26 protein-coding genes are annotated in these 22,963 nt (G+C 34.5%); 11 read left to right on the forward strand and 15 right to left on the reverse strand.

Going from position 1 to position 22,963, the window contains the following annotated elements; translation table 11 throughout:
• Positions 1-3: 3 nt before the first annotated feature.
• A complete protein-coding gene (locus N4A35_12205) occupies positions 4-645 on the reverse strand; it encodes an MBL fold metallo-hydrolase (GenBank protein ID MCT4582165.1) in 642 nt (213 codons plus the stop codon).
• A gap of 254 nt (positions 646-899) precedes the next feature.
• On the opposite strand from N4A35_12205, the gene N4A35_12210 reads away from it, so the two are divergent.
• The 4 genes from N4A35_12210 to N4A35_12225 are packed head-to-tail and all read left to right on the forward strand — an operon-like array spanning position 900 to position 5,110.
• Positions 900-4,151, forward strand: a complete 3,252-nt coding sequence (locus N4A35_12210) for a hypothetical protein (protein MCT4582166.1) — start codon at positions 900-902, stop codon at positions 4,149-4,151.
• A 1-nt stretch (position 4,152) separates the two neighbouring features.
• Entirely contained in the window at positions 4,153-4,548 is a 396-nt protein-coding gene (locus N4A35_12215) for a sulfite exporter TauE/SafE family protein (protein ID MCT4582167.1), read from the forward strand.
• 56 nt (positions 4,549-4,604) lie between these two features.
• A complete protein-coding gene (locus N4A35_12220; protein ID MCT4582168.1) occupies positions 4,605-4,817 on the forward strand; it encodes a hypothetical protein in 213 nt (70 codons plus the stop codon).
• The gene (locus tag N4A35_12225) at positions 4,814-5,110 is read left to right on the forward strand and encodes a type II toxin-antitoxin system RelE/ParE family toxin (GenBank protein ID MCT4582169.1); all 297 of its coding nucleotides are present in this window, start codon (positions 4,814-4,816) and stop codon (positions 5,108-5,110) included. The genes N4A35_12220 and N4A35_12225 overlap by 4 nt, the downstream gene beginning before the upstream one ends.
• A gap of 10 nt (positions 5,111-5,120) precedes the next feature.
• Here N4A35_12225 and N4A35_12230 read toward each other — a convergent pair whose 3' ends face one another.
• From N4A35_12230 to N4A35_12285, 12 genes are all read right to left on the reverse strand, one after another.
• A complete protein-coding gene (locus tag N4A35_12230; protein ID MCT4582170.1) occupies positions 5,121-7,220 on the reverse strand; it encodes a hypothetical protein in 2,100 nt (699 codons plus the stop codon).
• A gap of 104 nt (positions 7,221-7,324) precedes the next feature.
• Positions 7,325-9,679 (reverse strand): penicillin-binding protein 1C, encoded by a 2,355-nt coding sequence (gene pbpC, locus N4A35_12235; GenBank protein ID MCT4582171.1) that lies wholly within the window; start codon positions 9,677-9,679, stop codon positions 7,325-7,327.
• 11 nt (positions 9,680-9,690) lie between these two features.
• Complete coding sequence (locus N4A35_12240; GenBank protein MCT4582172.1) at positions 9,691-11,157, reverse strand: hypothetical protein; 1,467 nt, start codon at positions 11,155-11,157, stop codon at positions 9,691-9,693.
• Between the two features lie 4 nt (positions 11,158-11,161).
• On the reverse strand, positions 11,162-11,818 hold the full coding sequence (locus tag N4A35_12245) for a CoA transferase subunit B (protein MCT4582173.1): 657 nt from the start codon (positions 11,816-11,818) through the stop codon (positions 11,162-11,164).
• Between the two features lie 11 nt (positions 11,819-11,829).
• Entirely contained in the window at positions 11,830-13,668 is a 1,839-nt protein-coding gene (locus tag N4A35_12250; protein ID MCT4582174.1) for a hypothetical protein, read from the reverse strand.
• A 37-nt stretch (positions 13,669-13,705) separates the two neighbouring features.
• Positions 13,706-14,404, reverse strand: coding sequence for a CoA transferase subunit A (locus tag N4A35_12255; protein ID MCT4582175.1), 699 nt, complete (start codon positions 14,402-14,404; stop codon positions 13,706-13,708).
• Between the two features lie 109 nt (positions 14,405-14,513).
• Positions 14,514-14,705 (reverse strand): hypothetical protein, encoded by a 192-nt coding sequence (locus N4A35_12260; GenBank protein ID MCT4582176.1) that lies wholly within the window; start codon positions 14,703-14,705, stop codon positions 14,514-14,516.
• An 11-nt stretch (positions 14,706-14,716) separates the two neighbouring features.
• Positions 14,717-15,091 (reverse strand): rhodanese-like domain-containing protein, encoded by a 375-nt coding sequence (locus N4A35_12265; GenBank protein ID MCT4582177.1) that lies wholly within the window; start codon positions 15,089-15,091, stop codon positions 14,717-14,719.
• A 196-nt stretch (positions 15,092-15,287) separates the two neighbouring features.
• Entirely contained in the window at positions 15,288-15,482 is a 195-nt protein-coding gene (gene rpmF / locus N4A35_12270) for a 50S ribosomal protein L32 (GenBank protein MCT4582178.1), read from the reverse strand.
• A gap of 11 nt (positions 15,483-15,493) precedes the next feature.
• Positions 15,494-16,036: a DUF177 domain-containing protein gene (locus N4A35_12275; GenBank protein MCT4582179.1), complete on the reverse strand. Its 543-nt coding sequence runs from the start codon at positions 16,034-16,036 to the stop codon at positions 15,494-15,496.
• Between the two features lie 74 nt (positions 16,037-16,110).
• On the reverse strand, positions 16,111-16,491 hold the full coding sequence (locus tag N4A35_12280; GenBank protein ID MCT4582180.1) for a hypothetical protein: 381 nt from the start codon (positions 16,489-16,491) through the stop codon (positions 16,111-16,113).
• Between the two features lie 55 nt (positions 16,492-16,546).
• Positions 16,547-17,422, reverse strand: coding sequence for a hypothetical protein (locus tag N4A35_12285; protein MCT4582181.1), 876 nt, complete (start codon positions 17,420-17,422; stop codon positions 16,547-16,549).
• 159 nt (positions 17,423-17,581) lie between these two features.
• Between N4A35_12285 and N4A35_12290 the strand changes: the two genes are divergently transcribed.
• The gene (locus N4A35_12290) at positions 17,582-18,286 is read left to right on the forward strand and encodes an ATP-binding cassette domain-containing protein (GenBank protein ID MCT4582182.1); all 705 of its coding nucleotides are present in this window, start codon (positions 17,582-17,584) and stop codon (positions 18,284-18,286) included.
• 5 nt (positions 18,287-18,291) lie between these two features.
• Here N4A35_12290 and N4A35_12295 read toward each other — a convergent pair whose 3' ends face one another.
• Entirely contained in the window at positions 18,292-18,885 is a 594-nt protein-coding gene (locus tag N4A35_12295; GenBank protein MCT4582183.1) for a sugar transferase, read from the reverse strand.
• Positions 18,882-19,562, reverse strand: a complete 681-nt coding sequence (locus tag N4A35_12300; GenBank protein ID MCT4582184.1) for a phosphatase PAP2 family protein — start codon at positions 19,560-19,562, stop codon at positions 18,882-18,884. Before N4A35_12300 ends, N4A35_12295 begins: the two co-directional genes overlap by 4 nt.
• 125 nt (positions 19,563-19,687) lie before the next feature.
• Between N4A35_12300 and N4A35_12305 the strand changes: the two genes are divergently transcribed.
• From N4A35_12305 to N4A35_12330, 6 genes are all read left to right on the forward strand, one after another.
• Positions 19,688-20,227: a SiaB family protein kinase gene (locus tag N4A35_12305; protein MCT4582185.1), complete on the forward strand. Its 540-nt coding sequence runs from the start codon at positions 19,688-19,690 to the stop codon at positions 20,225-20,227.
• Positions 20,224-20,607 carry a DUF1987 domain-containing protein gene (locus N4A35_12310; protein MCT4582186.1) on the forward strand — a complete coding sequence of 128 codons (384 nt, stop codon included), beginning with the start codon at positions 20,224-20,226 and terminating at the stop codon, positions 20,605-20,607. The genes N4A35_12305 and N4A35_12310 overlap by 4 nt, the downstream gene beginning before the upstream one ends.
• The gene (locus tag N4A35_12315; protein ID MCT4582187.1) at positions 20,608-21,180 is read left to right on the forward strand and encodes a TlpA family protein disulfide reductase; all 573 of its coding nucleotides are present in this window, start codon (positions 20,608-20,610) and stop codon (positions 21,178-21,180) included. It begins immediately after the preceding gene.
• Between the two features lie 15 nt (positions 21,181-21,195).
• The gene (locus tag N4A35_12320) at positions 21,196-22,221 is read left to right on the forward strand and encodes a quinone-dependent dihydroorotate dehydrogenase (GenBank protein MCT4582188.1); all 1,026 of its coding nucleotides are present in this window, start codon (positions 21,196-21,198) and stop codon (positions 22,219-22,221) included.
• A gap of 132 nt (positions 22,222-22,353) precedes the next feature.
• On the forward strand, positions 22,354-22,539 hold the full coding sequence (locus N4A35_12325; GenBank protein MCT4582189.1) for a hypothetical protein: 186 nt from the start codon (positions 22,354-22,356) through the stop codon (positions 22,537-22,539).
• A gap of 42 nt (positions 22,540-22,581) precedes the next feature.
• Positions 22,582-22,950, forward strand: coding sequence for a TerB family tellurite resistance protein (locus N4A35_12330; protein ID MCT4582190.1), 369 nt, complete (start codon positions 22,582-22,584; stop codon positions 22,948-22,950).
• Positions 22,951-22,963 lie beyond the last annotated feature (13 nt).

Raw genomic sequence — 22,963 nt, forward strand, 5'->3', positions numbered from 1 at the left:
ATCTTATTTTAAAAATGGGTTATTTTCTTTTTCGTAACCAACAGTTGTACTTGGCCCATGTCCACAATAAACGGTGTAATCGTCAGGCAAAGAAAATATTTTTTCTCGAATACTCCTCAATAATTGTTCCATATTCCCTCCTGGTAAATCTGTTCGACCAATGCTACCTTGAAACAAGCAATCTCCATTAATCACGAATCGGTCTTCATGACTAATAAATGCGATATGCCCTGGCGCATGTCCTGGGACAAAAACAACCTCTAGTACTGAATTTCCTAGTTTAACTTGCTCACCTTCTGCTATAAAATGGGTTGGTTCAGGTGATGTTTCAACATTTGGTATCCCATACATTTCTGCTGTACGAGAAAGCATCTTTAACGTTTGCAAATCTTCTCGATGAATTGTTAACCCCACATTAAATGTATCCATTATATACTTATTTCCAAACACGTGATCTAAATGACTGTGTGTACTAATGATACCTTTTAGCTGTAATTCTTTCGTTTCTATAAGCTGCTTTAAACGTTCTTTTTCCTCGGGAAAATAACACCCAGGATCCACTACTAACGCTTCTTTGGTTTCATCATAAATTAGAAAAGTATTTTCTTGAAATGGGTTAAATGTATGTTGTTCTACTGTAATCATTCAAATGATATTTAAAGTTATCTTTCTGTTCCTTTTACTCCTATGTAACTCGATATAAATTAATTCTCTTTTTCCCAAAAGAAGCGACCTATCGACTCTAAAGAACTTCTTCCCTACAAATTTACAATTTCCATACGATTTTAACTATCTTTACGTTATATACTATTGTATTCTTCATAAGCATTTCGAAATTTAGTAGATAACGGATTGTTTATACGACAGTTTCTTATAACTGTCATAAAAGTAATGAACGCGTGAACCTGTATTTTAAACTCATACTAACTCTTTGCATTTTCTTGTCTTTTGCAGGAAACAAAGTCTTTACACAGTTTTATACTGGTTCTAATCAACCTTTTGGTCAGAATAGGGTACAATACAACTCTTTTATGTGGCAGCGGTATAATTTTGAAGAGTTTGAAATTTATTTTACTGCTAGTGGAAAAAACACCGCCATATATACCGCTAAATCTGCCCATAAATATCTTGCTGAAATCGAAAAAAGGTTAGATGTTGAATTAGAAGATCAATTACAGATTGTAGTTTATAATACTTTATCTGAATTTAGACAGAGTAACATTGGATTAACCAATGACGAAAATTCCAATATTGGAGGAGTAACCCAAACTAGTGGAGAGAAATTATTTGTCTACTTTGATGGAGTTCATGAACACTTAGATCAACAAATTAAAAAAGGAATTTCTGAAGTTATCATTAACAAAATCATGTATGGTGACAATTGGCGAGAAGCCATTAAAAATTCTACAATGCTTGCTTTACCTAGCTGGTTTAAAGAAGGTTTGCTTGCATACTTAAAACAAGATTGGAATACTGCGATTGATAATAAAGTGAAAGACGCCATTACAAGTGGTAAATTTAAAAACTTAAACTGGCTTGAAGGTGAAGACGCTGAATTAGCGGGTATTGCCCTTTGGAACTATATTGCGACGGTATATGGAGAGAAGATGATTCCAAACATTATTTATTTAACGCGCATCAGTAGAAATGTTGAAAGTGGTTTTCTTTTTACAATAGGAGCTAGTTTAAACAATATTTCTTCCAATTTTGTCCATTATTATCGTCAACGCTATCAAATTGACGATCAGAACAAACAGAATATTCCAACGGAACCACTCCCCATTAAAACCAAAAAACGCTATACAACATACCAACAATTTAAAATTAGTCCCGATGAAAAGTACGCTTCTTTTGTCACTTATGAATTAGGGCAATATAAAGTTTGGGTTGAAGAATTAGCAACTAAAAAGCGAAAAAAAATAGGACAAGGAAGTTATCGTTTAGATCGTATCCCTGATTATACTTACCCTGTAACTACTTGGCACCCTGGTAGCGAAGTTTTTGCATATATTGAAGAACGAAAGGGGAATTTACAACTCAACTTATATGATGTAAACGAGAAAAAAAAGCAACATAGAAATATTCTAAGACTTCAAAAAGTTTTAAGTATGAGTTACAGTCCTGACGGTAGAAAAATGGTCTTTTCTGCTGTTGCTAAAGGGCAATCTGACATCTACATCTATAACCCTATTGGAAATAGCCAAAAACAAATCACAAATGATATTTATGATGACTTAAACCCTCAATTTGTTAACAATGCCACCCAAGTAATCTTTAGCTCTAATCGTACTAGCGACACTTTAAGATTTGAGAGCAAACCCAACATTGCACTTCACGGTTATAATCATGATATTTTTATTATCAATATTAGCCAACCTAGTTTACGTCTTCAGCAAATTACTAAAACACCTTTTGCACACGAGACTCAACCTATGGAGTATCAAACCAATAACTACACCTATCTTTCTAACGAAAATGGTATTACCAATCGTTACAGAGCTTATTATGATAGTACCATTAGTAGTATTGATACCAGTATTCATTACCGCTATTTTTCAGTAGCTGAGCAACTAACAAACTTTGATCGTAGCATTATTGAATTTAGCACAATTGCTTCAAAAAAATCATATACTTACACCATTTATAAGGATGGGAAATACCACTTTCATAAAGGGCGCTTTGATCAAGATACTCCTGTAGAAAACGACAATATAACTTTTACACATTTTATGGATGGTGTTTTGCGAAGCAACAAAGCCTTACCAAAACCTAAAAGCACATTTAATACTGAATCAACAGCCACCGACCCCAACGAAATAGACATTAACAATTACCAATTTGATGAGGATATTCAACCAGAAATTGAGAAAGTTGAAGTTAAGTTTGAAGAAGACACCTCTCCTATCAAAGTCATTGAGCAGCAAAAAACAATAGAAAAAGACTCTATTACATTTAAACTACCAAGGCAAGAATTATATGCTACCAACTTTACCATCAACAAAATTGTTTCTCAGCTAGACAACGCTTTCCTTACTCCCTCTTATCAACGTTATGATGGTGGTGGCTATCGAAACTCAGGTTTTAACGAGTTGATACAGGTTGGTGCAGCCGATTTATTTGAGGACTATCGTTTAATTGGAGGATTTAAAATCCCTCTAAACCTCAACAATACAGAATACCTTGTTGCTTTTGAGAACTTGAAAAGGAGGCTAGACAAAAAATACTTGGCTTCAAGAAGAAGCTTCCGAGAAATAGATCAATTTAATGTAAAAAAAATCCAGACCTACGAATTTAAACAAGCGTTAAAATACCCTTTTAATGAAATAGCTAGCGCTCGCTTAACATCAGGATTAAGGTACGATAGAAACATCACTCTTAGTACCGAACCTGTTAGTTTAACAACTCCCTCAATAAATGATTATTTTGGTAATTTAAAGCTCGAATTCATTTATGATAATGTTCGAAAGAAAGGATTGAACATTTTGGATGGAATGCGTTTCAAATTATGGGGAGAGTTTAATCATCAGTTAGACAAGAAACAAACCGATTTCTTTGTACTTGGAGCTGATATTCGTCACTACCAAAAAATACATCGCACATTTTATTGGGCTAGCCGCTTAGCTACAAGTACATCATTTGGAAATCAAAAGCTCATTTATTACTTGGGAGGTGTTGACAATTGGCTATTTGCCAAGTTTGATAACTCAGTAATCCCTTCTGCAACACAAGGGTACGAATTTCAAACAATTGCTACACCTATGCGTGGTTTTTTCCAAAACACCAGGAACGGGAACTCTTTTGCTGTGTTGAATAACGAACTACGTTTTCCTGTTGTTAAATACTTTTCTAAAAAACCAATTAAATCCAACTTCTTAGAAAACCTCATGTTTATTGGTTTTGGAGATATTGGAACTGCTTGGACAGGAACGAATCCTTACGATCCAGAAAATTCATTTAACACCACAATTGTTAATGGCGCCAATTATGAAATCATAATCAAAAATCAAAAGGAACCAATAGCCTATGGTTATGGATTTGGTGCTCGCTCTAAAATATTTGGTTATTATGTACGCTTTGATATGGCTTGGGGTATCGACGATAATGTAAGATTAAAGCCTGTTAGATACCTTTCACTCTCTTTAGATTTTTAACATGGAAATACAAACGTTTGTTAGCTTAGTTATCATCGGCCTTTTAGCAGGGACATTAAGTGGTTTTATTGGTATTGGAGGTGGTGTTGTAATGGTTCCTGCATTGATTTTTGCCTTGGGAATATCTCAACACGAAGCTCAGGGACTAAGCCTCACCACGATGTTATTACCCATTGGAATTCTTGCTTTCTATAATTATTATAAAAGTGGACAAGTTACCAATCAATTTATCCTTTATGCCGCGATTATCGCTGTAGCATTTGTTATAGGAGGCTACTTTGGTTCACGGCTTTCCTTAAAACTCAACCCTTTATTGGTGAAGTTTTTATTTGGCCTTTTGATGCTCTATATTGGCTTTAAAATGATTATTAGCGGCTGGGATTATTTTAAGAAGTAGATCATTTTATACGCTATAGTCGCAACTATAATCCTTTAATTGCGTTAATATTAAGTATGAAAATCACATTAAACGTAAAAGACCATAGAGTTTCAGATTTCTTAAACTTTATTGAATCGTTAGACTTTGTAGAGATGCATAAAGAAACAACATCACTATCAAAAACTCAAAAAATCACCTTAGATAAACGAATTGACAACCACAAAAATCAAATCAGTAAATCGTACTCATGGGAAGAAGCTAAGAATCAAATTAGAACCCAAAAGTGAAAAGGTTTCCACTAAGAATCAAAGAAGAAGCTATACATGATATTCGCGTAGCTTATGTTTGGTATGAAAAAAGATCAATTGGGTTAGGAGAACGATTTTTAGAAGCTATAGATGTTTGTTTTTCAACAATAAAAAACCAACCCAAAGCTTTTCAAGAAATATATAAAGGTCAACGACAAGCAGTTATCAAAACTTTTCCATTTGTCGTTTTATATCATTTTAACTATAGGGAAATTATTGTTTTTGCTGTATTTAATACTCATCAACATCCTCATAAAAAACACAGACAATAACTCCAACACATTACCGCTCTACCTTAAAATAAACAAACGGACGTTCTGCCCCTTTCAGCTCCGGATATGGGATTGTCAGTTGCCCGAGCCAATTCGACTTTACAACCTCTTCTTGATTGATTAATTTTCCTTTTAAAGGATCATAAAAAATTACTTTATACTTTTTAAAACTTCCCATCTTTGTCAATTTCAAAGCGTTTTCTTTACGGTTGTTTACCACCGTTTTTAATTCTTGTAACTCTGGTAATACAGCGTCCTTATGACAAAAACATTCTTCACAATCGTTTCGCATTGTATAGTAATTATAAGTCCTATTATTCAATGCGCCTACAGCTTGTTTTTGCTTAGTATTCTGTAAACTGTATACTTCCACTAGGTTAGATTTAGCTACTGTATACTTTGCATCCCATTTATTGTGAATTAAATCTACTTCTTGCATAAAACCACTTACAAAATCAAAGTACTTCCATAAATCTGCATCATCGGTATAGTTTAACCATGGCATTGCAACTCCAGAAAGCCCAGTAAAAGGACTAAGAACAACTGATTGTTTCCATATCGTTGAACGATCACATGCTGATAACCCTGAACCTATTTCCGATAACATAAAAGGCTTTTCTAACCCAACCGCTCGTTTTGATACGTCTTTTTTGAGGATAGAATTAGATACGACCACTTTTTCTTTCCGATAACGATGAAGCTTATTGATAAGCCTGGCGTATTTATTTTGATTGCGATCAAAAGAATAGGCATTATAAGTCGCAATATCCACATAAGGCGAATAATACGATAAGTCTCCTTTATCTATTGCTGGTTCTCCTGTATAACTTACAGCTATTGGATGATTATCGTGTTGAAGCTCTTCTTTGATATACTTTGCCATTTCATGCTGCCACTGCAAAACAGCTTTGGGCACAGTTGCTACACTGTCTTGATAAGGAACCGTGACCGTCGCTACACTTGGACAACCTTTTCCATTAAATTCTAATCGGGCTTGTTGTCCTAAATTATTGATTTCGCTTAATAACTCAAAGACTCCAATACTTGTGGAATAACCCCATCTTGCGATCATATACCGTAATTTATTTTTATAGAATCGCTTTGCATCAGCATTGGTAAAAAATGCTATTGGATCTATCAACCCCAACTCCCTACGATAGCAATACCCCTGATCTTCTTTAGCAACACATGCTTTATCTCCATATACCTCATCTTCGTATGCAGGCCAATCCCAATTGGTAATTGTATAAACACTTGGATTCTCAAGCGCTCCATGCAGCAACATATTAAAATGTATTTTCAAGCCAAGCTCTTCACTATGCTCAAGTAAACGATCTAACTCCCATGCATTTTTCATACGAGAGCTATAATTACCCAAGTTTTCAAATTCAACATCATAAGTCCAAGGGGTAATCAACATTCTGTAATAGTTTCCTCCTCGTTCAGAAAATGCTGTTATTAAGTGTTTATATTGTTCAAATTCGTGATGTCGAATCATCTCAGTACCATTATACCAAATTGCTCCTGGCCAAGGAATGTTTTGTCCAACTGGAAAAAAGGAAGAATCTCCAATTCTAAAATAGTGTTGCTGCTCATCTATAGCCATAAAACCTTTTGCTGTCTTTGGTGAATTAACTGTAAACGAAAACACATCGGAAAACAATGAATCACCTTGAACTAAAACAGTAGCTTTACATTTCCATTCCCCTTGGTCTTTAGGAGTAAACCGTACTCTTAAATGATTACTTGTTTTTGTTGCTATCAGTGTGTTTTTACGAACAGAAAATCCATCATAATAAAAACCAAAGCGTTGCTCTCTTTTTTGACGTTCCTCCATGTCTTCTCTCCAAAAATCAACGCTTATATCTAGCTGTTCAGGATCAAAAGGGTTGAGCATTTGCTTTGTTTTCTTTTTAAAAGAAACAGGGAATTCACTTTGTATATAACGAGTGATTTTTTGCTCAACTGTTGAAGGCAAGTCTATCCCTAACTCTACTTTATCAAATGCTTCAATACCTCCTATATTCAATAATTTTATTGCAACATTAGCTTGTGAAAAACCAATTCCAACAATTAAAGAAAACACTACAATCAGACTAACCTCTTTCATTTAACTTTTAGTTCTTTATTATACCTCATTCAAAACTTCTATTGCCAAAAAAACAACAATGAAGAAGCTGAATATTATAGAAAGCTATTGTATCCCACCACCATTTACTCACTGATTTCCGTCCATTGTTTCAATTCATTTCCTTGTTCATCAACAACAGTAATCAAATGCTTTCCAACTGATGGCATCACAGCTATTTCATGAATCTCTTTAGTTTCACCTAAGTATTCATCATCAAGATACCAAAACAATGTAACATTAGGTGAAGAATGCGCTACTTTTAGTACTAAATCATTAACTTTTTCATCAAAACCCTTTGGAAGGTAAAGTTTTGTATTGGGCTTGGGAAAAATAAATTCCATTTTAGTTTCTCCACTACTTTGACAATCCATTCTAAACGGAGGCAACACTTTATAAGTGGGATCTTTTTGTTGGTAATAATACTCCATTAAAGGAGGTAGCACAAACCAGGACTGGTGTTGCATCAACTCTAAATCATAACAGCTATTATCTACCTGAAAACTTTTATCTTGATCCAAATGAACCCAACGATGATACTTACACGTAGTTGTTCGCTTTCCAGCGCGGGGAACCAAAAGCGTATCTAATTCTTCACAAAAATCGCCCGCCAACATTCCACTTTTGGCGCAAGTTGTTACCGTCACTAATTCATCATAAGGGACTTTAAACCAATCTGCTTTCGGCAGTTGCTCAAAAACCGAGAACAGCACTGGAGCTGCTGCTTGTACCCCAACTAATCCTGTTCTACCTTCTCCATCTGCATTTCCAATCCATACGCCTACGGTATAATCTTTTGTCGTTCCCACTGCCCAGGCATCTCGAAAACCAAAACTTGTACCTGTCTTCCAAGCTATTTTTTGTCCGGAACTATAGAATTCCCAATTCTCTTCTCCCATTGGGCGGTTGACCTTAGTTAAGGTTTCTAAAGTCAAATAAATTGCCCCAGCATCAAACAACGGTTTTTCATGAGTTACAGCTCCAAAATCAACGGTCTTTTCTGCAATCATATTGGGTTCTGTAAATTCGTTGGTATAATAATTACTCTCCAATTCTCGATAATGGTTAACGGTAGAGGCAAATGCTGCATAATTTTTTGTTATATCCCACAGGTTAGATTCAGCACCTCCTAAAATTAATGACAACCCATAATGATCGGGAGCAAAACGAATATCTTTTAGTTTCATTTTGGTTAGATAATGATAGAATTTCTCTACTCCAAATTGTTGCAACATCCTTACTGCGGGGATATTAAGAGAGCGATACAATGCCGCTGAGGCAGGCACTGCTCCATCGTAATGTTTATCAAAATTTTGAGGGTTATAATTAGCGATTTGAGTTGGCACATCTGGAATTAATTGATGTGGCAGTAACGCTCCTTGATCCAACATAGCTGCATATAGAAAAGGTTTTAGAATACTCCCTGTACTTCTTGGTTTAGTTACAATGTCTACATCTTTCTGATGTTCTTTATTGGTAGGAGTATTACCTACATAAGCTAAAACAGCTCTAGAATGGACGTCCAATACTAAAACAGCTGCATTGTAAATATGATTTTGACTAAGGTTTAAATAGGTCTCTTCGACAATCTGATTAACATCGCGCTGTACACTAGCTTTTATCGTCGTTTGAATACGTTTACCGTGATAAGATTTATCTAATCGGATTAATAAGTGTGGAGCAATTTGAGGAATAGAATATGGTCTAGGAGGTAACTCTTCTAATAATGCCAATTCGAATGTTAGTGAATCTATCAACTGATTTTGATACAACTTTTTTAAAAGCCGATTTCTTTTAGCAATTAGCTTTTCTTGATTTTTCCCAGGATATATTAAACTTGGAGCATTGGGCAACACCGCTAATGTCGCACTTTCTGCCCACGATAGTTGATCTGGTTTACAATTAAAATACCTCCATGAAGCGACATCTAACCCAACAACATTTCCTCCAAAGGGAGCATTTGAAGCATACATTGCTAAGATTTGATCTTTGGATGATCTCAACTCTAGCCGCGTAGCCAAAATCATTTCGATCACTTTTTCAAAATAGGTCCTTGACCTTCCTTTTCGAGCTAATCGAATGACCTGTTGGGTAATTGTGCTTCCTCCTCTCCTCACTTTATTGGACTGTAAATTTTGCCCTATAGCCTTTACAATAGATACAGGATTAATGCCTGGATGTGAGTAGAAATAAGCATCTTCAAATTGTAAGATACAAGTCTTAAACTTTTCTGGAACGCTATCATTATGTGGGAAACGCCATTGACCATCATCGGCTATTTTCGCTCCTAGCAATACCCCCTCTCTACTTTCTAAGACTGTGGAAGTAGGATCTACAAATAATTGATTAGGTAATGAAAAGTAATACCATACTAATAACACTAAAAAGACAAGGCTTTTTTTCTTATGTTTTTTAAGGTATTTAAATGGACTAAACTTCATTACAGACAATACTAACGCAGCTTATTTAATTGATATAACACCACGAAATCAGACTGATAGACTTTTACACCTAATGAATCTGCATAATGAACAAAGTCTTTTTCTGCCGAAGACTCAGGGGCAGCATAACCTATTTTAATGATATAATCTATTGCTTCTATCCTTTCTCTATTTTCTTTTATTTGCTGCTCCAAATTATCTTTCCATTTTATAGGAAAGTAATCGTGAGCAGCTTCATAGTTTTCTAAAATTAATTGTGGTTTATTAACGCCTAAGAGGTTTGAAAGATGGAAATACTGCCATGTATTTAGCGTGCGTACTGGAAGTATTGTACTATGTTGAGGAATAAGCTCACCTACTTTTAACATTTCTTTGGCTTTATTGTTTTTTACAGCCATCCATTCTTTTAATTCGGACATACGATGTTGTTGGTAAAAAAATAAGACTCCTATTAAAATAGCTTGTATAATTCTATTTCTTTTTTGAAGAGCTAACCATAAAATAAAAAACAAAAAGCTAAGTAAAAGGGTTCTGATTGAAAATACACTTGCATAACCTACTCCATCTGGCAAATAAAAATACAACCCCAATAAAATCAATGCAATGTATAATAACGATAGCGCCTTCTTTTCTTTAAACAATACTGACCCTAGTAAAGAAAGTAAGACATAGATGAACACCCCGTGCGATGTTTCGTTATGATAACTAAATATAAACTTGAAATCTTGGAGTTGCTCCCAAAGTTGCTCACCAGTTAAATAAGTAGGTATAGTAGCTCTCGACATCACAAATGACAGTGCTAACCCTATAGGAACAATGGCTGCTATTAATACTTTACCTCCATCAACTAACCACTCTTTTACATTTTTGATTCCCTTTTCCCCAACAACAATAACACCTATACTCAAGCACAAAACAGCAAACGTAAAGGAATGCGCAAAATAAGTGAGTAACATTAATGCCCCAAGTTTTAGATAAAACATCAAAGGGCGGTTTTCTTTATTTTTAAACCAGAAATAAAGGGTCCACAGCAACAATATTAGTGCTAAAGAAAAGTTATAAAACCCTGAGATAAAAGGTGCAGAATAAATAAGAGGGAATATCAGTACACTCAACTTACCACTAGCTGGATTAATGATTAAGACCAGCTTTCGAAAAGCAATAGCTATTCCTACTACGTATAGTAAATGAATGAGTTTTAGTGCCAGTATAGGGGACATCAATAATAAAAAAAAACTTAGTATTAAATGCCCTAAATAATTAGGAACTAATTCTGTATTGATTTGATAATATTCAGAAAGAAATGGATTTCCTCCTAATAACTCATTAAATATTTTGGCATTATATAAATGAGAGGGACCATCCAACGTCAATAAAAAATCTGTAGCAAAGAGCGGCAACAAATGTATAACCAAGAAAATGGAAAATATTAACCACCCATTTCCTTTTTTTAAGTTCCCACTCCAAAAACTTTTCATGAGCTTACAGCTTCATCTCTGGAACTTCTCCATCTATGATTAACTTTCCTTCTGTAGCATTTTGAATTTCTTCCACAGATACACCAGGCGCTCTTTCCAACAACTTAAATCCACCTTCTTCAACGACTTCTAAAACGGCTAAATTGGTAACTATTTTCTTTACACATCCCACACCTGTTAACGGCAAAGAACATGTTTTCAACAACTTGCTTTCTCCTTTTTTATTGGTATGCATCATAGCCACCACAATATTCTCAGCACTTGCAACCAAATCCATTGCTCCCCCCATTCCTTTTACCATTCTACCAGGAATCTTCCAATTGGCGATATCTCCGTTTTCAGAAACTTCCATTGCACCTAAGACTGTCAATTGAACATGTTGCCCTCTAATCATCGCAAAACTTGTAGCTGAATCGAAATAGACTGCACCAGGCAATGCTGTAATTGTTTGTTTACCTGCATTAATCAAATCGGCGTCTTCTTCTCCCTCAAAAGGAAATGGCCCCATTCCTAAAATTCCATTTTCAGACTGAAACTCAACCTCTATTCCCTCTGGAATATAATTAGCGACTAATGTTGGTATTCCTATCCCTAAATTAACATACCATCCATCTTGTAATTCTTGCGCAATTCGCTGAGCTATTTGAGTTTTACTTAACATTTATTTTTTCTTTATTTAGGTGTATATTTTGTTATTGTTAAATCATCGATATAAACTTCTCCTCCCCCACAATACCAGAAATAAGATTTAAATTCATCACTTCCACTTCTGATATGTGGTGTTTGGTAATGGAACACATATTCTTTCCATTTGTTTACCTCAACATTATGAGCATCTAAGATAAGATTATTTGCTGAATATCCATAATTATCTCCTGATCGAACAATCGTATTTACTAAGTTTACATTAGCGTCTGAATGGGTCAAATAAGCCCAAAAACGTACTTCTATCCAACAATATTCTTCTGTTGTTAAATTTGAATAGGTAGCGGCATAATCTTTAGAAAAAGGAGCCGTTTCATTCATCACCAAAGCTTTCTTTCCGCTATGTTTAAACGCTTCTGTGGTTACATTTTCATCTGACTCAAAGCCATTTTTATAGACTTGCTCAACATCATAGCGATAATTCTTCAAGGATTCTTCAAATGTTAAATCTCGATTAAAAGACAACAAATGTTCCAATTCATTTGGTTGCACATCTAGTCTTCCAAACACTGCTTGATAATAGGCTGCTGTCATTCGATGTCCATGGATGATTCCTAACCTAAATTGATAATTCTGAAAGAGGTTTAGTCCCAAAAACAGAATAACAAAAATAGCGCCTACAGTTTTGGGCAATATTTTCATTTTGAGCAAAGCTTGTATAAAAAAAGCCAATGCTATTGCCATCACAACATAGGACTGCACTAAAGCTCGTTGACCAAAACTTGCAGCATACCACCAACATGTCCAACTAGAAACTAGATATAAATTCAATACAAAAAAGGAGAAAAAAGACAAAAAGTAAGTTGGTTTTTCTTTTTTCAAGAAATAAAATCCCCCTATTGCCAACAACATCATTGGAGTATAAATAAGCCATCCTTTCTTAAAGCTAAATAAGACATTCAATGTATGTGGCGCTAACAAATCCAATCCCTCACCAACATTGTTATAAGAGTTATAAACAAAGTGCCCCGTGTAGGTCTTCCAGTATATTAATTGTAGCGAAATGACGCCAAAAGCAACAATAACCGCAAGTAATAAATGCTTACGATGCTTGCTCCAAATAGCCGCTACTTTTTCCTTAAATCCATCCCAATTCTTTACTTCCCAAAGCAAAGGAATTAGTACAGCAACAACCTCTGTTGGTCGAGAGATCACCGCTAAACCAATAACACCTCCCAACAACACGCTATTGGTCAAGGATTTATTTTCGTGCCACTTGATCGTTAAATAAACAATTAGAGTATAAACAAAAAAGAGAATAGCATGCGGCATTGTCGCACTTACTGTAATTTGACTGATGATATTCGTCCCCAAAAACAAAAGCAATAAGGTAACGGCAACAACATGATCTTTAAACCACCTCAATAAAATTTTTCTAAGCAACAATACTGAACTAGAGATATAAAAAAGACTTCCAGATGTAATAGCAATTTGATAAGGTAAAGAAAAGCCATTTTGCGCATAGCCTAAACCTTTGGCAAAAAAATGTCCTATCCCGAAAAAAGGAGCATGCAATACTGCTAACCCCATCGGATAGCGTATCAACCAGTGTCCTGTTTCGGTCTTATTGATCTGATAAAACGTCGGAGATATAAACTGTTCTCTTTTGACTTCTTCTAAAATTGAAAAATCACTAATTCCAAGATCATTGTGAATCAACGACATTGGTAAATAAAGATAATAGCCAAAAGTATCCCAAGTAAAAGGATTTAACCAATAGTTATAAAAAGGCCAAGTACAGATATAAAGTATTACAGCTAATGCTATAAAAAGAGACCATCGATTTTCTGTAAGGCTAAACCTCATAAATTGTGATAACAGCTAGGGCTAGCCCTCTATTTTATTATGCTTTAGGTCTAACCGTTCTTTGCTCAATTCTTTTTTCGTAATCTACACCTTGAAAGATACGTTGTACAAAGATTCCTGGTGTATGAATCTGATTAGGATCTAATGTTCCTACTGGTACTAACTCTTCAACTTCTGCTATCGTTATTTTACCAGCCATAGCCATCATTGGGTTAAAATTTTTGGCAGTCGCTTTGTAGATTAAATTCCCTGCAGTATCTCCTTTCCAGGCTTTTACAATTGCAAAATCGGCTGTTAAGGCTGACTCCAAAATATGTGGTTTCCCATTGAACTCTCTTACTTCTTTTCCTTCAGCGACTTCAGTACCATATCCTGCTGGCGTATAAAATGCTGGTATACCAGCTCCTCCAGCTCGACATCTTTCAGCCAAACTTCCTTGAGGTATTAGATCAACTTCTAATTCTCCACTTAGCATTTGACGTTCAAATTCATCATTCTCTCCTACATAAGAAGAGATCATTTTTTTTACTTGGTGCTTTTGCAACAATAAACCTAAACCAAAATCATCTACTCCAGCATTATTAGAGATGCAAGTCAAATCGGTAACACTCTTTTTGACCAATTCTGCTATTGAATTTTCAGGGATACCACATAACCCAAAACCACCTAACATAATTGTTACTCCACTTGTAATGTCTTTACAAGCCTCTGCTGCATCTTTAACTACTTTATTCATTTGTTTAGATTTTATCAATTTTATGTGCCTAACAAATTTAATTATTTAATGGGAATAGCCTTATTTTTAAACAAAAAAAATCTCCATTCGTTGAATGAAGACTTTAATTTTATTCTGGAATTGAACATTGATCTGTTTCACAACTGGCACATCCGGCGTTGGTATAAACTTGATACAACAAAAATAAACCTATTGGTAATAAAAACCATTCTTTGGTATCTATTGCTTGACCAACAAATGAAACACCTAAAATTAATCGAACAACTCTTAACCAACCCCAACTTTTCCAATTCAATTTCATTTAATTCTCTTTTATTGATGTTGTGACCATGCCAAATAACCTCCTTTTAGGTTATAAACAGTCTCAAACCCCATCTCTTTCATTATTTGCATTGCTTTAGCACTTCTTCCTCCAGATCGACAATACACATAAACAGGAACTCCTTTATCAAATTTTGCTAATTCCGTTTTAAAGCTTTTATCAAAATAATCTAAATTCTTAGCACCATCAATATGCCCCTGTTGGTATTCATTTGGAGTCCTTACATCTAACAATAACTTTTTCTCTTGTTTTTCAAAAGCTTTAAATTGACCCACATCTACATTATGCGTTCCTTTTTGTGCAACTTGCGCATAAAAGAAAAAAGAAGTTAATAAAGCTATGAAGACTACTATATACTTTTTCATAATTCAACTATTTATATTGAAGTTGTTTATCGCACTCCTTAAACCGAATTTTAAGAACGTTCTAACCAACTTTATACTAAAGTTACATTAAATCTATTAATTCTCAACAACAATATGCTATTTATTATTAGTACAATGTAAAAAGCCCACTATAATTCATAGCAGGCTAAAATATTTTCAATAACGTTTTTATGGTTTAGACAGCAGCGCTATCTTTTTCCATTACTACTTTACCTTTGTAGTATAATTTTCCTTCAGACCAGTGAGCTCTGTGATATAAGTGAGCCTCTCCTGTTGTTGGACAAGTTGCTATTTGCTGAGCAGCAGCTTTATAATGCGTTCTTCTCTTATCTCTTCTAGTCTTAGACGTCTTTCTCTTAGGATGTGCCATTGTATATGGTTTTAATTATTTGTTTTTAATTTTTTTAATGCATTCCAACGAGGATCTACTTCCTCCTCTTCCATACTTTCTTCTATTTGTTCTTCTTCTACTAATAAGTACTCATCTAAAACAGCTAGCAATTCTTCATCACATTCACCGTTTTCGTGTCTTGATTTGTTAGGTTTACTCAAATTAATAAACTCAATAATGAATGGAGCTATATTCACTTCAAATTCCGTCGAACGAACATAAGTAATTTCATCATCCAATTTTAAATCTTCATCATCTGAAAACTTAAATATTTGACGATACTTAGCTGCTATCAAATGTTTCAATTCACCTAAACAAACATCACATTCTAAGCTAATACTACCTTCAATACTGAAGTTCATAATCATCATTGTTTCCGATTTATCTACTTCAACAATAACGTCTAAATCTCCATCTTTTATTTCTGAATACTCAAAAGCATCAAAGAACTCTTTCCTCACCTTGTAATCAAATTGATGTTTACCAACTTTCATTCCACTAAAAGGAACGATATATTCAGCTAATACTTTCATTTTGTTCACAAAAATTCGGACGGCAAATTTAGAAAAAAAATGTTAACAACTTTATTTTTTCTTAATATTTTTTATCATTCTTCTATAAAACCTACCAAAATAGACACACAGCCCTGAAATTCAAGAGCATGTTTAGTCCCTTCTCCAGGAACAGTAACATGCAAAATTAGTTGTTGTGTAGATGGAACCTTAAAGTCAAACAACTTATTTTCTTTGTCTTTACTTTTATAAATTACATTTCGATCAATATCCATTATTTCATACTCTACCGCTCCCAGTTGCTCTTCAGAACAAACATACATTCTATATTTTTGCCCGCTATAAAAACTCAACATTAGCTCAGCTTCTTCTCCTCGAGTCAAAACAGCAGTATTAAGCTGTCCATTAAACACGTACTCTCCTAGTTCAGGAATACATTTCTTCTTGGTAAAGCCTTTGCATTGCGCATGATTCATCAAGGGAAACGCGAATAATAAAAATGTGATTATATATAAATATCTTAACATAATTCTAACTAACTATTTCTGTTCTAATCTCTTCTACTCGTTCGATAATTTCATTCATGAGTTCGTCGGTAACATCTAGTGTAATCACACTACCAATCAGCATTGATCCGTCTTCAGCAGTACTACCACCAGCTGTTTTTTTCTCCTCAATCTTATCAAACACTTCTTTTAACTCCAATAATGAAGCCAAAACCTCATCTACTCCAGCTTTGTTCTTATAACTTTTAATTAAGCCTACCAAATTATCTAAAGAATACTTTTGCTCAGCAATTCGTTGCCTCATTTCTTCATTTTCTGGATTAGCCTTTACAAATTGTACCGCTAAATAAAGGGACTCTATCCAACCTCCAGCAACCACTAACGAGGATACATTTTCTCTCCCTTGTTCTTTCAGATAGGCATCCAATTCCCAGAACGTTTCATTAACAATAACTTGCATAGAGTCTCTATTTTCCACATTATCTTGAATACGTTCATTCACATCTTCATTAAACACTTGTTCTACTCCTAATTTACGGCCTAACTTAGTCACACAGCTTAAATAAAAAGAGGTCTCAGTGGTTTTATTAAATACTGTTGCATAAGTCAAGTCTGCGCCATACACTCCCATGTTCAAACCTTGCTTTGATAAGGTTTGATAATCTTCGGCATTTAAAGGATCATTAGGATAATCAAACACATAAACAGCCCCAGCTCGTTTTAAGATGCTTACCGTTTCTGTTGGTGAGGGAATATTATAAACAATATTTTCTATTTGCTCTGTTCTCGTTAAAGGTTGCTCCTCTTCAGCACTAACCACCTTATCCACAACGACTTCCTGTTCTTCTTCACAAGACCATAACCCTACAGCTACAAATAATATTAAAATTATTTTTTTCATACTTAAACGATTAAATTATAGGATTCAAATATAATGATTAATTACAAAGTCTCACCATTTTTTAACACCTTAATTTGCTGCTTTCCGAGCGAAAACCTAGCTATTTCTTTTGTACATCTTTCTATTTTCTATACTTTTAGGGCAAAGAAGTTTTCGACAATGAACAACAACAACATTATTCACCTAAAAAATGTAACCATTACTCAACGTGAGTTAACCATTTTAAATAATATTTCATTGGATATTGAACGAGGAGAATTCATTTATCTTATCGGAAAAACAGGGAGTGGAAAAAGTTCATTATTAAAAGCGCTTTATGCAGAAAACAAAATAAAATCGGGTGTTGCTGAAGTTGCTAGACAATCACTGATTAACATCAAGAAAAAAAGCATTTTAGAACTCCGAAGAAAACTCGGCATTATCTTTCAAGATTTTCAATTGTTAACTGATCGTAGCATTGCTGACAATTTGTTGTTTGTGATGAAAGCGACTGGCTGGAAAGACAAAAACAAAATCAAGAATAAAATTGATGAATTGTTGAAAAAGGTTGGAATGGAGAATAAGGGCTACAAATTCCCGCATCAAATTTCTGGTGGAGAGCAACAAAGGATAGCAATTGCAAGAGCCTTAATCAACAACCCCGAATTGATCATTGCTGATGAACCTACAGGAAATCTTGATCCTGAGACGACCAATGAGATCATGAAAATTTTATTTGAAATTAGCAGTAATGGAAAAGCTGTTATCATGGCCACACATGACTATGACATGATGCAAAAATTTCCTAGCAGGACTTTTAGATGTGCTAATGAAGATATTTCAGAAATTAATTTAGCACAGGCACCAGAATTTTTAACCTCTTAAAGGCATTAATTCTTAAACAACTTGGCGATTGTCATCATTATCAATTTAAAATCTACCCACAGACTTTTATCTTCGATATATTTTAAATTGAGTTTTAATTTTGCTGGCATAATTTCATTAATGTACGTTTCATTTGGATTATCGGACTTCTCCAACAACTCATTTTCATTGATATATTCCAACGAAGCATAATCAGTTAATCCTGGGCGAACACTTAAAACTTTTTTCTGTTCATCAGTATACAAATCAACATATTTTGGCACCTCTGGGCGTGGGCCAACAATACTCATATCTCCAATCAACACATTAATCAGCTGAGGAAACTCATCGAATTTAAACCTTCTTAACCAATAGCCTACCTTTGTTACTCTTGGATCTCTCCCCCCAACTGTTATTTGCCCCAAGGACTCTGAATCGGGTTTCATTGTTCTAAACTTAAACAAACCAAAATCTTCACCATTTTTACCTACTCTGATTTGTCTAAAAAACACCCCTCCTTTACTGTCTAGCACTATCGCTAAGGCAATTAAACTAAAAATCGGTAATCCAACAATCAAAACGATCAACGATGAGCAACTGTCAAAAATTCTTTTCATTATTGTTTTTTTAATTTAATTAAAGGCTGCTCTACTCCTTTCAACCATCCTGTTTTTTCAAAAAGGAAGTAAACTACAAATGTACCGAATACTCCAATCATTGAACCTACAAATATATCTTCAAAAAAATGTTGAGACAGGTAAACTCTTGAATAACTTGCCAAAACGGCAATACTAGCAAAAACAATTCCTAATCGAGGTCTTTTAGCAAACAATGTCAAAATCAAAAATACACTAAAAGCAGAAGTCGTATGTCCACTTGGAAACGAATGTCCTTTTTTCATCAACTCTTCTGAAAGCACCAGGTGCAACTCACCCTCTTTAAACTCATCCCACAATGCTATATACGGTCTCATAACCTCTGGAAAAACTATACGTTTTAAAAATTGAGTAGCTCCCGCTGTCACTCCAAAACTGACCAAAGCAATCACTCCATTTCTAACTCCACTAAAGAGTAGCAATAAACACACAACAATAATTGCTGTTTCTCCCCCTCCTAAGTACGTACAATACTTAAAAAACACATCCTGAACAGGAGTCCATGTTTGATTAACTAAAACAGTTCCCTCCAAGCGACTAAAATTCATTAAAAGATAAACCACTCCAACCAAAAACAATACATAAACCAGTACAAAATACTTGCTAGATTTAATTATTTTTGGGATTATTCCATTTGTCATAATGGGCTCAAAGGTAACAAACAATTTGACAAAGTTTTTTGATTTTGACAAAGTTTGTTTTATCTTTAGGAACTTACCAACCTTAGAGAGAACTATACATGATAGACACTAATACGACGTACAAGATGTTTGAAACGATGAAACAACATAAAGCTATGGTTACTTACCATGGTGAATTTACATTTGAGTCTATAAACAACATTTTGCTTTACGCAAGAAGAGACATACAAATGAGGAATGTGGAGAGGAGAACCTACAAAAAGGTTTATGCCGTACTCGTAGAAGCTTTGGAAAATATTTTAAGACATGGTGTTGAGAAAGACTACAACACTAGAACAACTGATGGCGTTTTTATCTTATACAAAACTGAAGATGGGTTTACAATTAAAACAGGAAACCTTATCAAAAATGAAGATATTGCCAAGTTAAAGTCTGAAATTAAAGATGTTTCTGAGAAGAATATCGAGCAATTGAAAGCTGCATACCGAGATCAATTAAGAAATGGAGCTATTTCTACCAAAGGAGGAGCCGGGATTGGATTAATTGACATGGCCATTAAAGCCAACAAAGACTTATCATTTAATTTATTCGAAACAGATGCGAATACTTCTTTTTTCGAGTTAACAATTAACATTTCACAAAACAAAGATACTTTAGCCGCATGAACCCAATAAAATTAGAGCGTACGGAATATACTCCAGACGTCGTTTTAGATTTAGCATCTAGAGAGTTATCATTTAGGGGAGAATGTCGCCCTGAGAATGTTTCTAATTTTTTCACCCCAATTGTTGAATGGATTGAAAATTTAAAAACTCTACCCCCAATCAGTGAAAAATTACCTGTTGTATTCAACTTGGATTATTTTAATTCTTCAAGTGCAAAATACATCATGGATATTTTTTTCCTAATCAGTGATATCAACAAGGACTTTAATTACAATTTAGAAATTGTTTGGGAATACGATGAAGATGACGAAGATGTTTATGAAGCAGGAGTCGAATTTGAAGACCTTAGCGGTGTAAACTTCACCTTTAAAGCACTATAGATGAAAAAGTTATCCAGAAAAACAAAATCAGACATTATTTTCTGGGGCATTCTTTCTTTATTTATGTGCTATTTGTTTCTAACTCCTTCTGGCGAGAATACTCGAGCATGGTTGACCTCTCTTACGCTATCTTCTCCAAAAAACGAATTAGAAACTGTAAACAACACTGTTACTAGCGATTGGCAACTATACTCTACCAATGGTGATGAAATATGGCTTTCTGAACTAGATCGACCTATTTTTGTCAATATTTGGGCCACTTGGTGTCCTCCATGTAGAGGAGAGCTTCCATCTATTTTAGAACTAGAGGCTGCTTTTAAAAACAAAGTCGACTTTTTATTAGTAAGCCCAAATGAATCGTTAGAAACCCTAACCAAATTCAAAGCTAAAAAAGGTTATAATACGACTTTTTACAATGCTAAAGGAAGCATCCCTAAAGAACTCTTTGCCAATTCTTTTCCTACAACTTTTATTATTGATAAAAACAAAAACATTGTTTTAAAGTCTATTGGCGCTCATGACTGGAACAGTGAAAATATTCACCAAACCTTAAACCAACTGATAGCGGAATAATTACACAACATCACCATGTACAAACTCATCATTCGTCCTATCCTTTTTTTATTTGACCCCGAAAAAATTCATCATTTCACCTTTAAATTCATTAAAATATCAGCTCCTATAACCGGATGGCTGAATCGTTTAACATTTCAAGTGAATGATCCTCGATTAGAGAAAGAGGTTTTTGGATTAAAATTTAAAAACCCAGTGGGTATTGCTGCTGGTTTTGACAAAAACGCTGTATTGGTTGATGAATTAGAGAATTATGGTTTTGGGTTTATTGAAATTGGTACTGTAACACCTAAACCCCAAGTAGGGAACTCTAAAAAGCGATTGTTTAGACTAAAAAAAGATCAAGCTCTAATCAACAGGATGGGATTCAATAATCTTGGAGCTGATGCTGCTGCTCAACAATTAAAAAAGCGAAAAACGAAATTGATTATTGGCGGAAACATAGGTAAAAATACTGCGACACTAAATAAGGATGCTAAACCTGATTATGTCTATAATTTTAACGCGCTATATGACCATGTTGATTATTTTGTTGTCAATGTTAGCTGTCCTAATGTTAAAGACTTAACTAAACTACAAGACGTTGATTTTTTAGAAGATTTATTAACGACATTAAAAGCTATTGATCAAGAGAAAGGTAAAAACAGACCCATTCTTTTAAAAATTGCTCCTGATTTAAATCGTCAGCAACTGGACGATATTATCGAATTAATTGCTACAACAAAAATTGAAGGGGTTATTGCTGCCAATACTTCTTCTGGTAGAGCCAACCTTACAACTAGTCAAGAAGAAATTGTAGCTATTGGCAATGGTGGTTTAAGTGGGCAACCTATTAGGGATAACGCTACTGAAGTGATTCGTTACCTAGCAGAAAAATCAAACAAAGCTTTCCCTATAATTGGTGTAGGAGGAATTCATTCAGCTGCTGATGCACTTGAAAAACTTGAAGCTGGGGCTGACCTGATTCAAGTATATACTGGCTTTATATACGAGGGACCAAAGTTGGTTAAAGACATCAACAAAGCCATTTTAAACGCATAGTTAGCACTTTATTCCTAGGTTACTCACCATTTATTTAAATAGACTTATCATTTATTTAATAGATATCTCGCATTTAATTTGTATTTATGCAGTGTAGTTGGCTTCCCCTTAACAGAGCAACAAGAGCAACAAATGAAGTTAACGCTAACTATATATATCATCTTATTACTTGAATTCAGTTCATGGGGGCAGGATTTTATCAGTTCTATAGCCACGACTTCTATTACGAGTAAAGTTATTGTTCTAATAACATTGGCTGCTGTAGCCATACACAACTATATTAAATGGCTTAACGAAAACAAGCGAACTGACCCTTAAAATCTTATTTTTTTCGTATATTAATCCTAAAGAAAAAAAATCATGACAGAAAAGGAAAAATTATACGAAACTCTTGGTGAATTACTATTTGTTGTCGCTAAAGCTGATGGCGTAATTCAAGAAGAAGAAAAAGAAGCCCTTAACCAACTGCTAGCAAATCATTCTGCTGAACACGAAATTAAATGGTCTTTTAATTATGAGGCTAATAAAAATAATTCTGTAGAGGAAGTCTATAAAAAAGCAATTAGCTTTTGCCAACACTATGGGCCTGCACCAGAATATAAAGAGTTCTTAGAAGCTATGAAAACAATTGCTGATGCAACCAATGGAATTGCACCACAAGAATCTAAAGTCATCAACTCTTTTTCAAACGATTTGCTAGAACGTTTTCAAAAAGATTTAGCGCAATAGTTTAAGATTCATT

The organism is Flavobacteriales bacterium, from assembly GCA_025210295.1.
Taxonomy (GTDB): Bacteria; Bacteroidota; Bacteroidia; order Flavobacteriales_D; family Parvicellaceae; genus S010-51.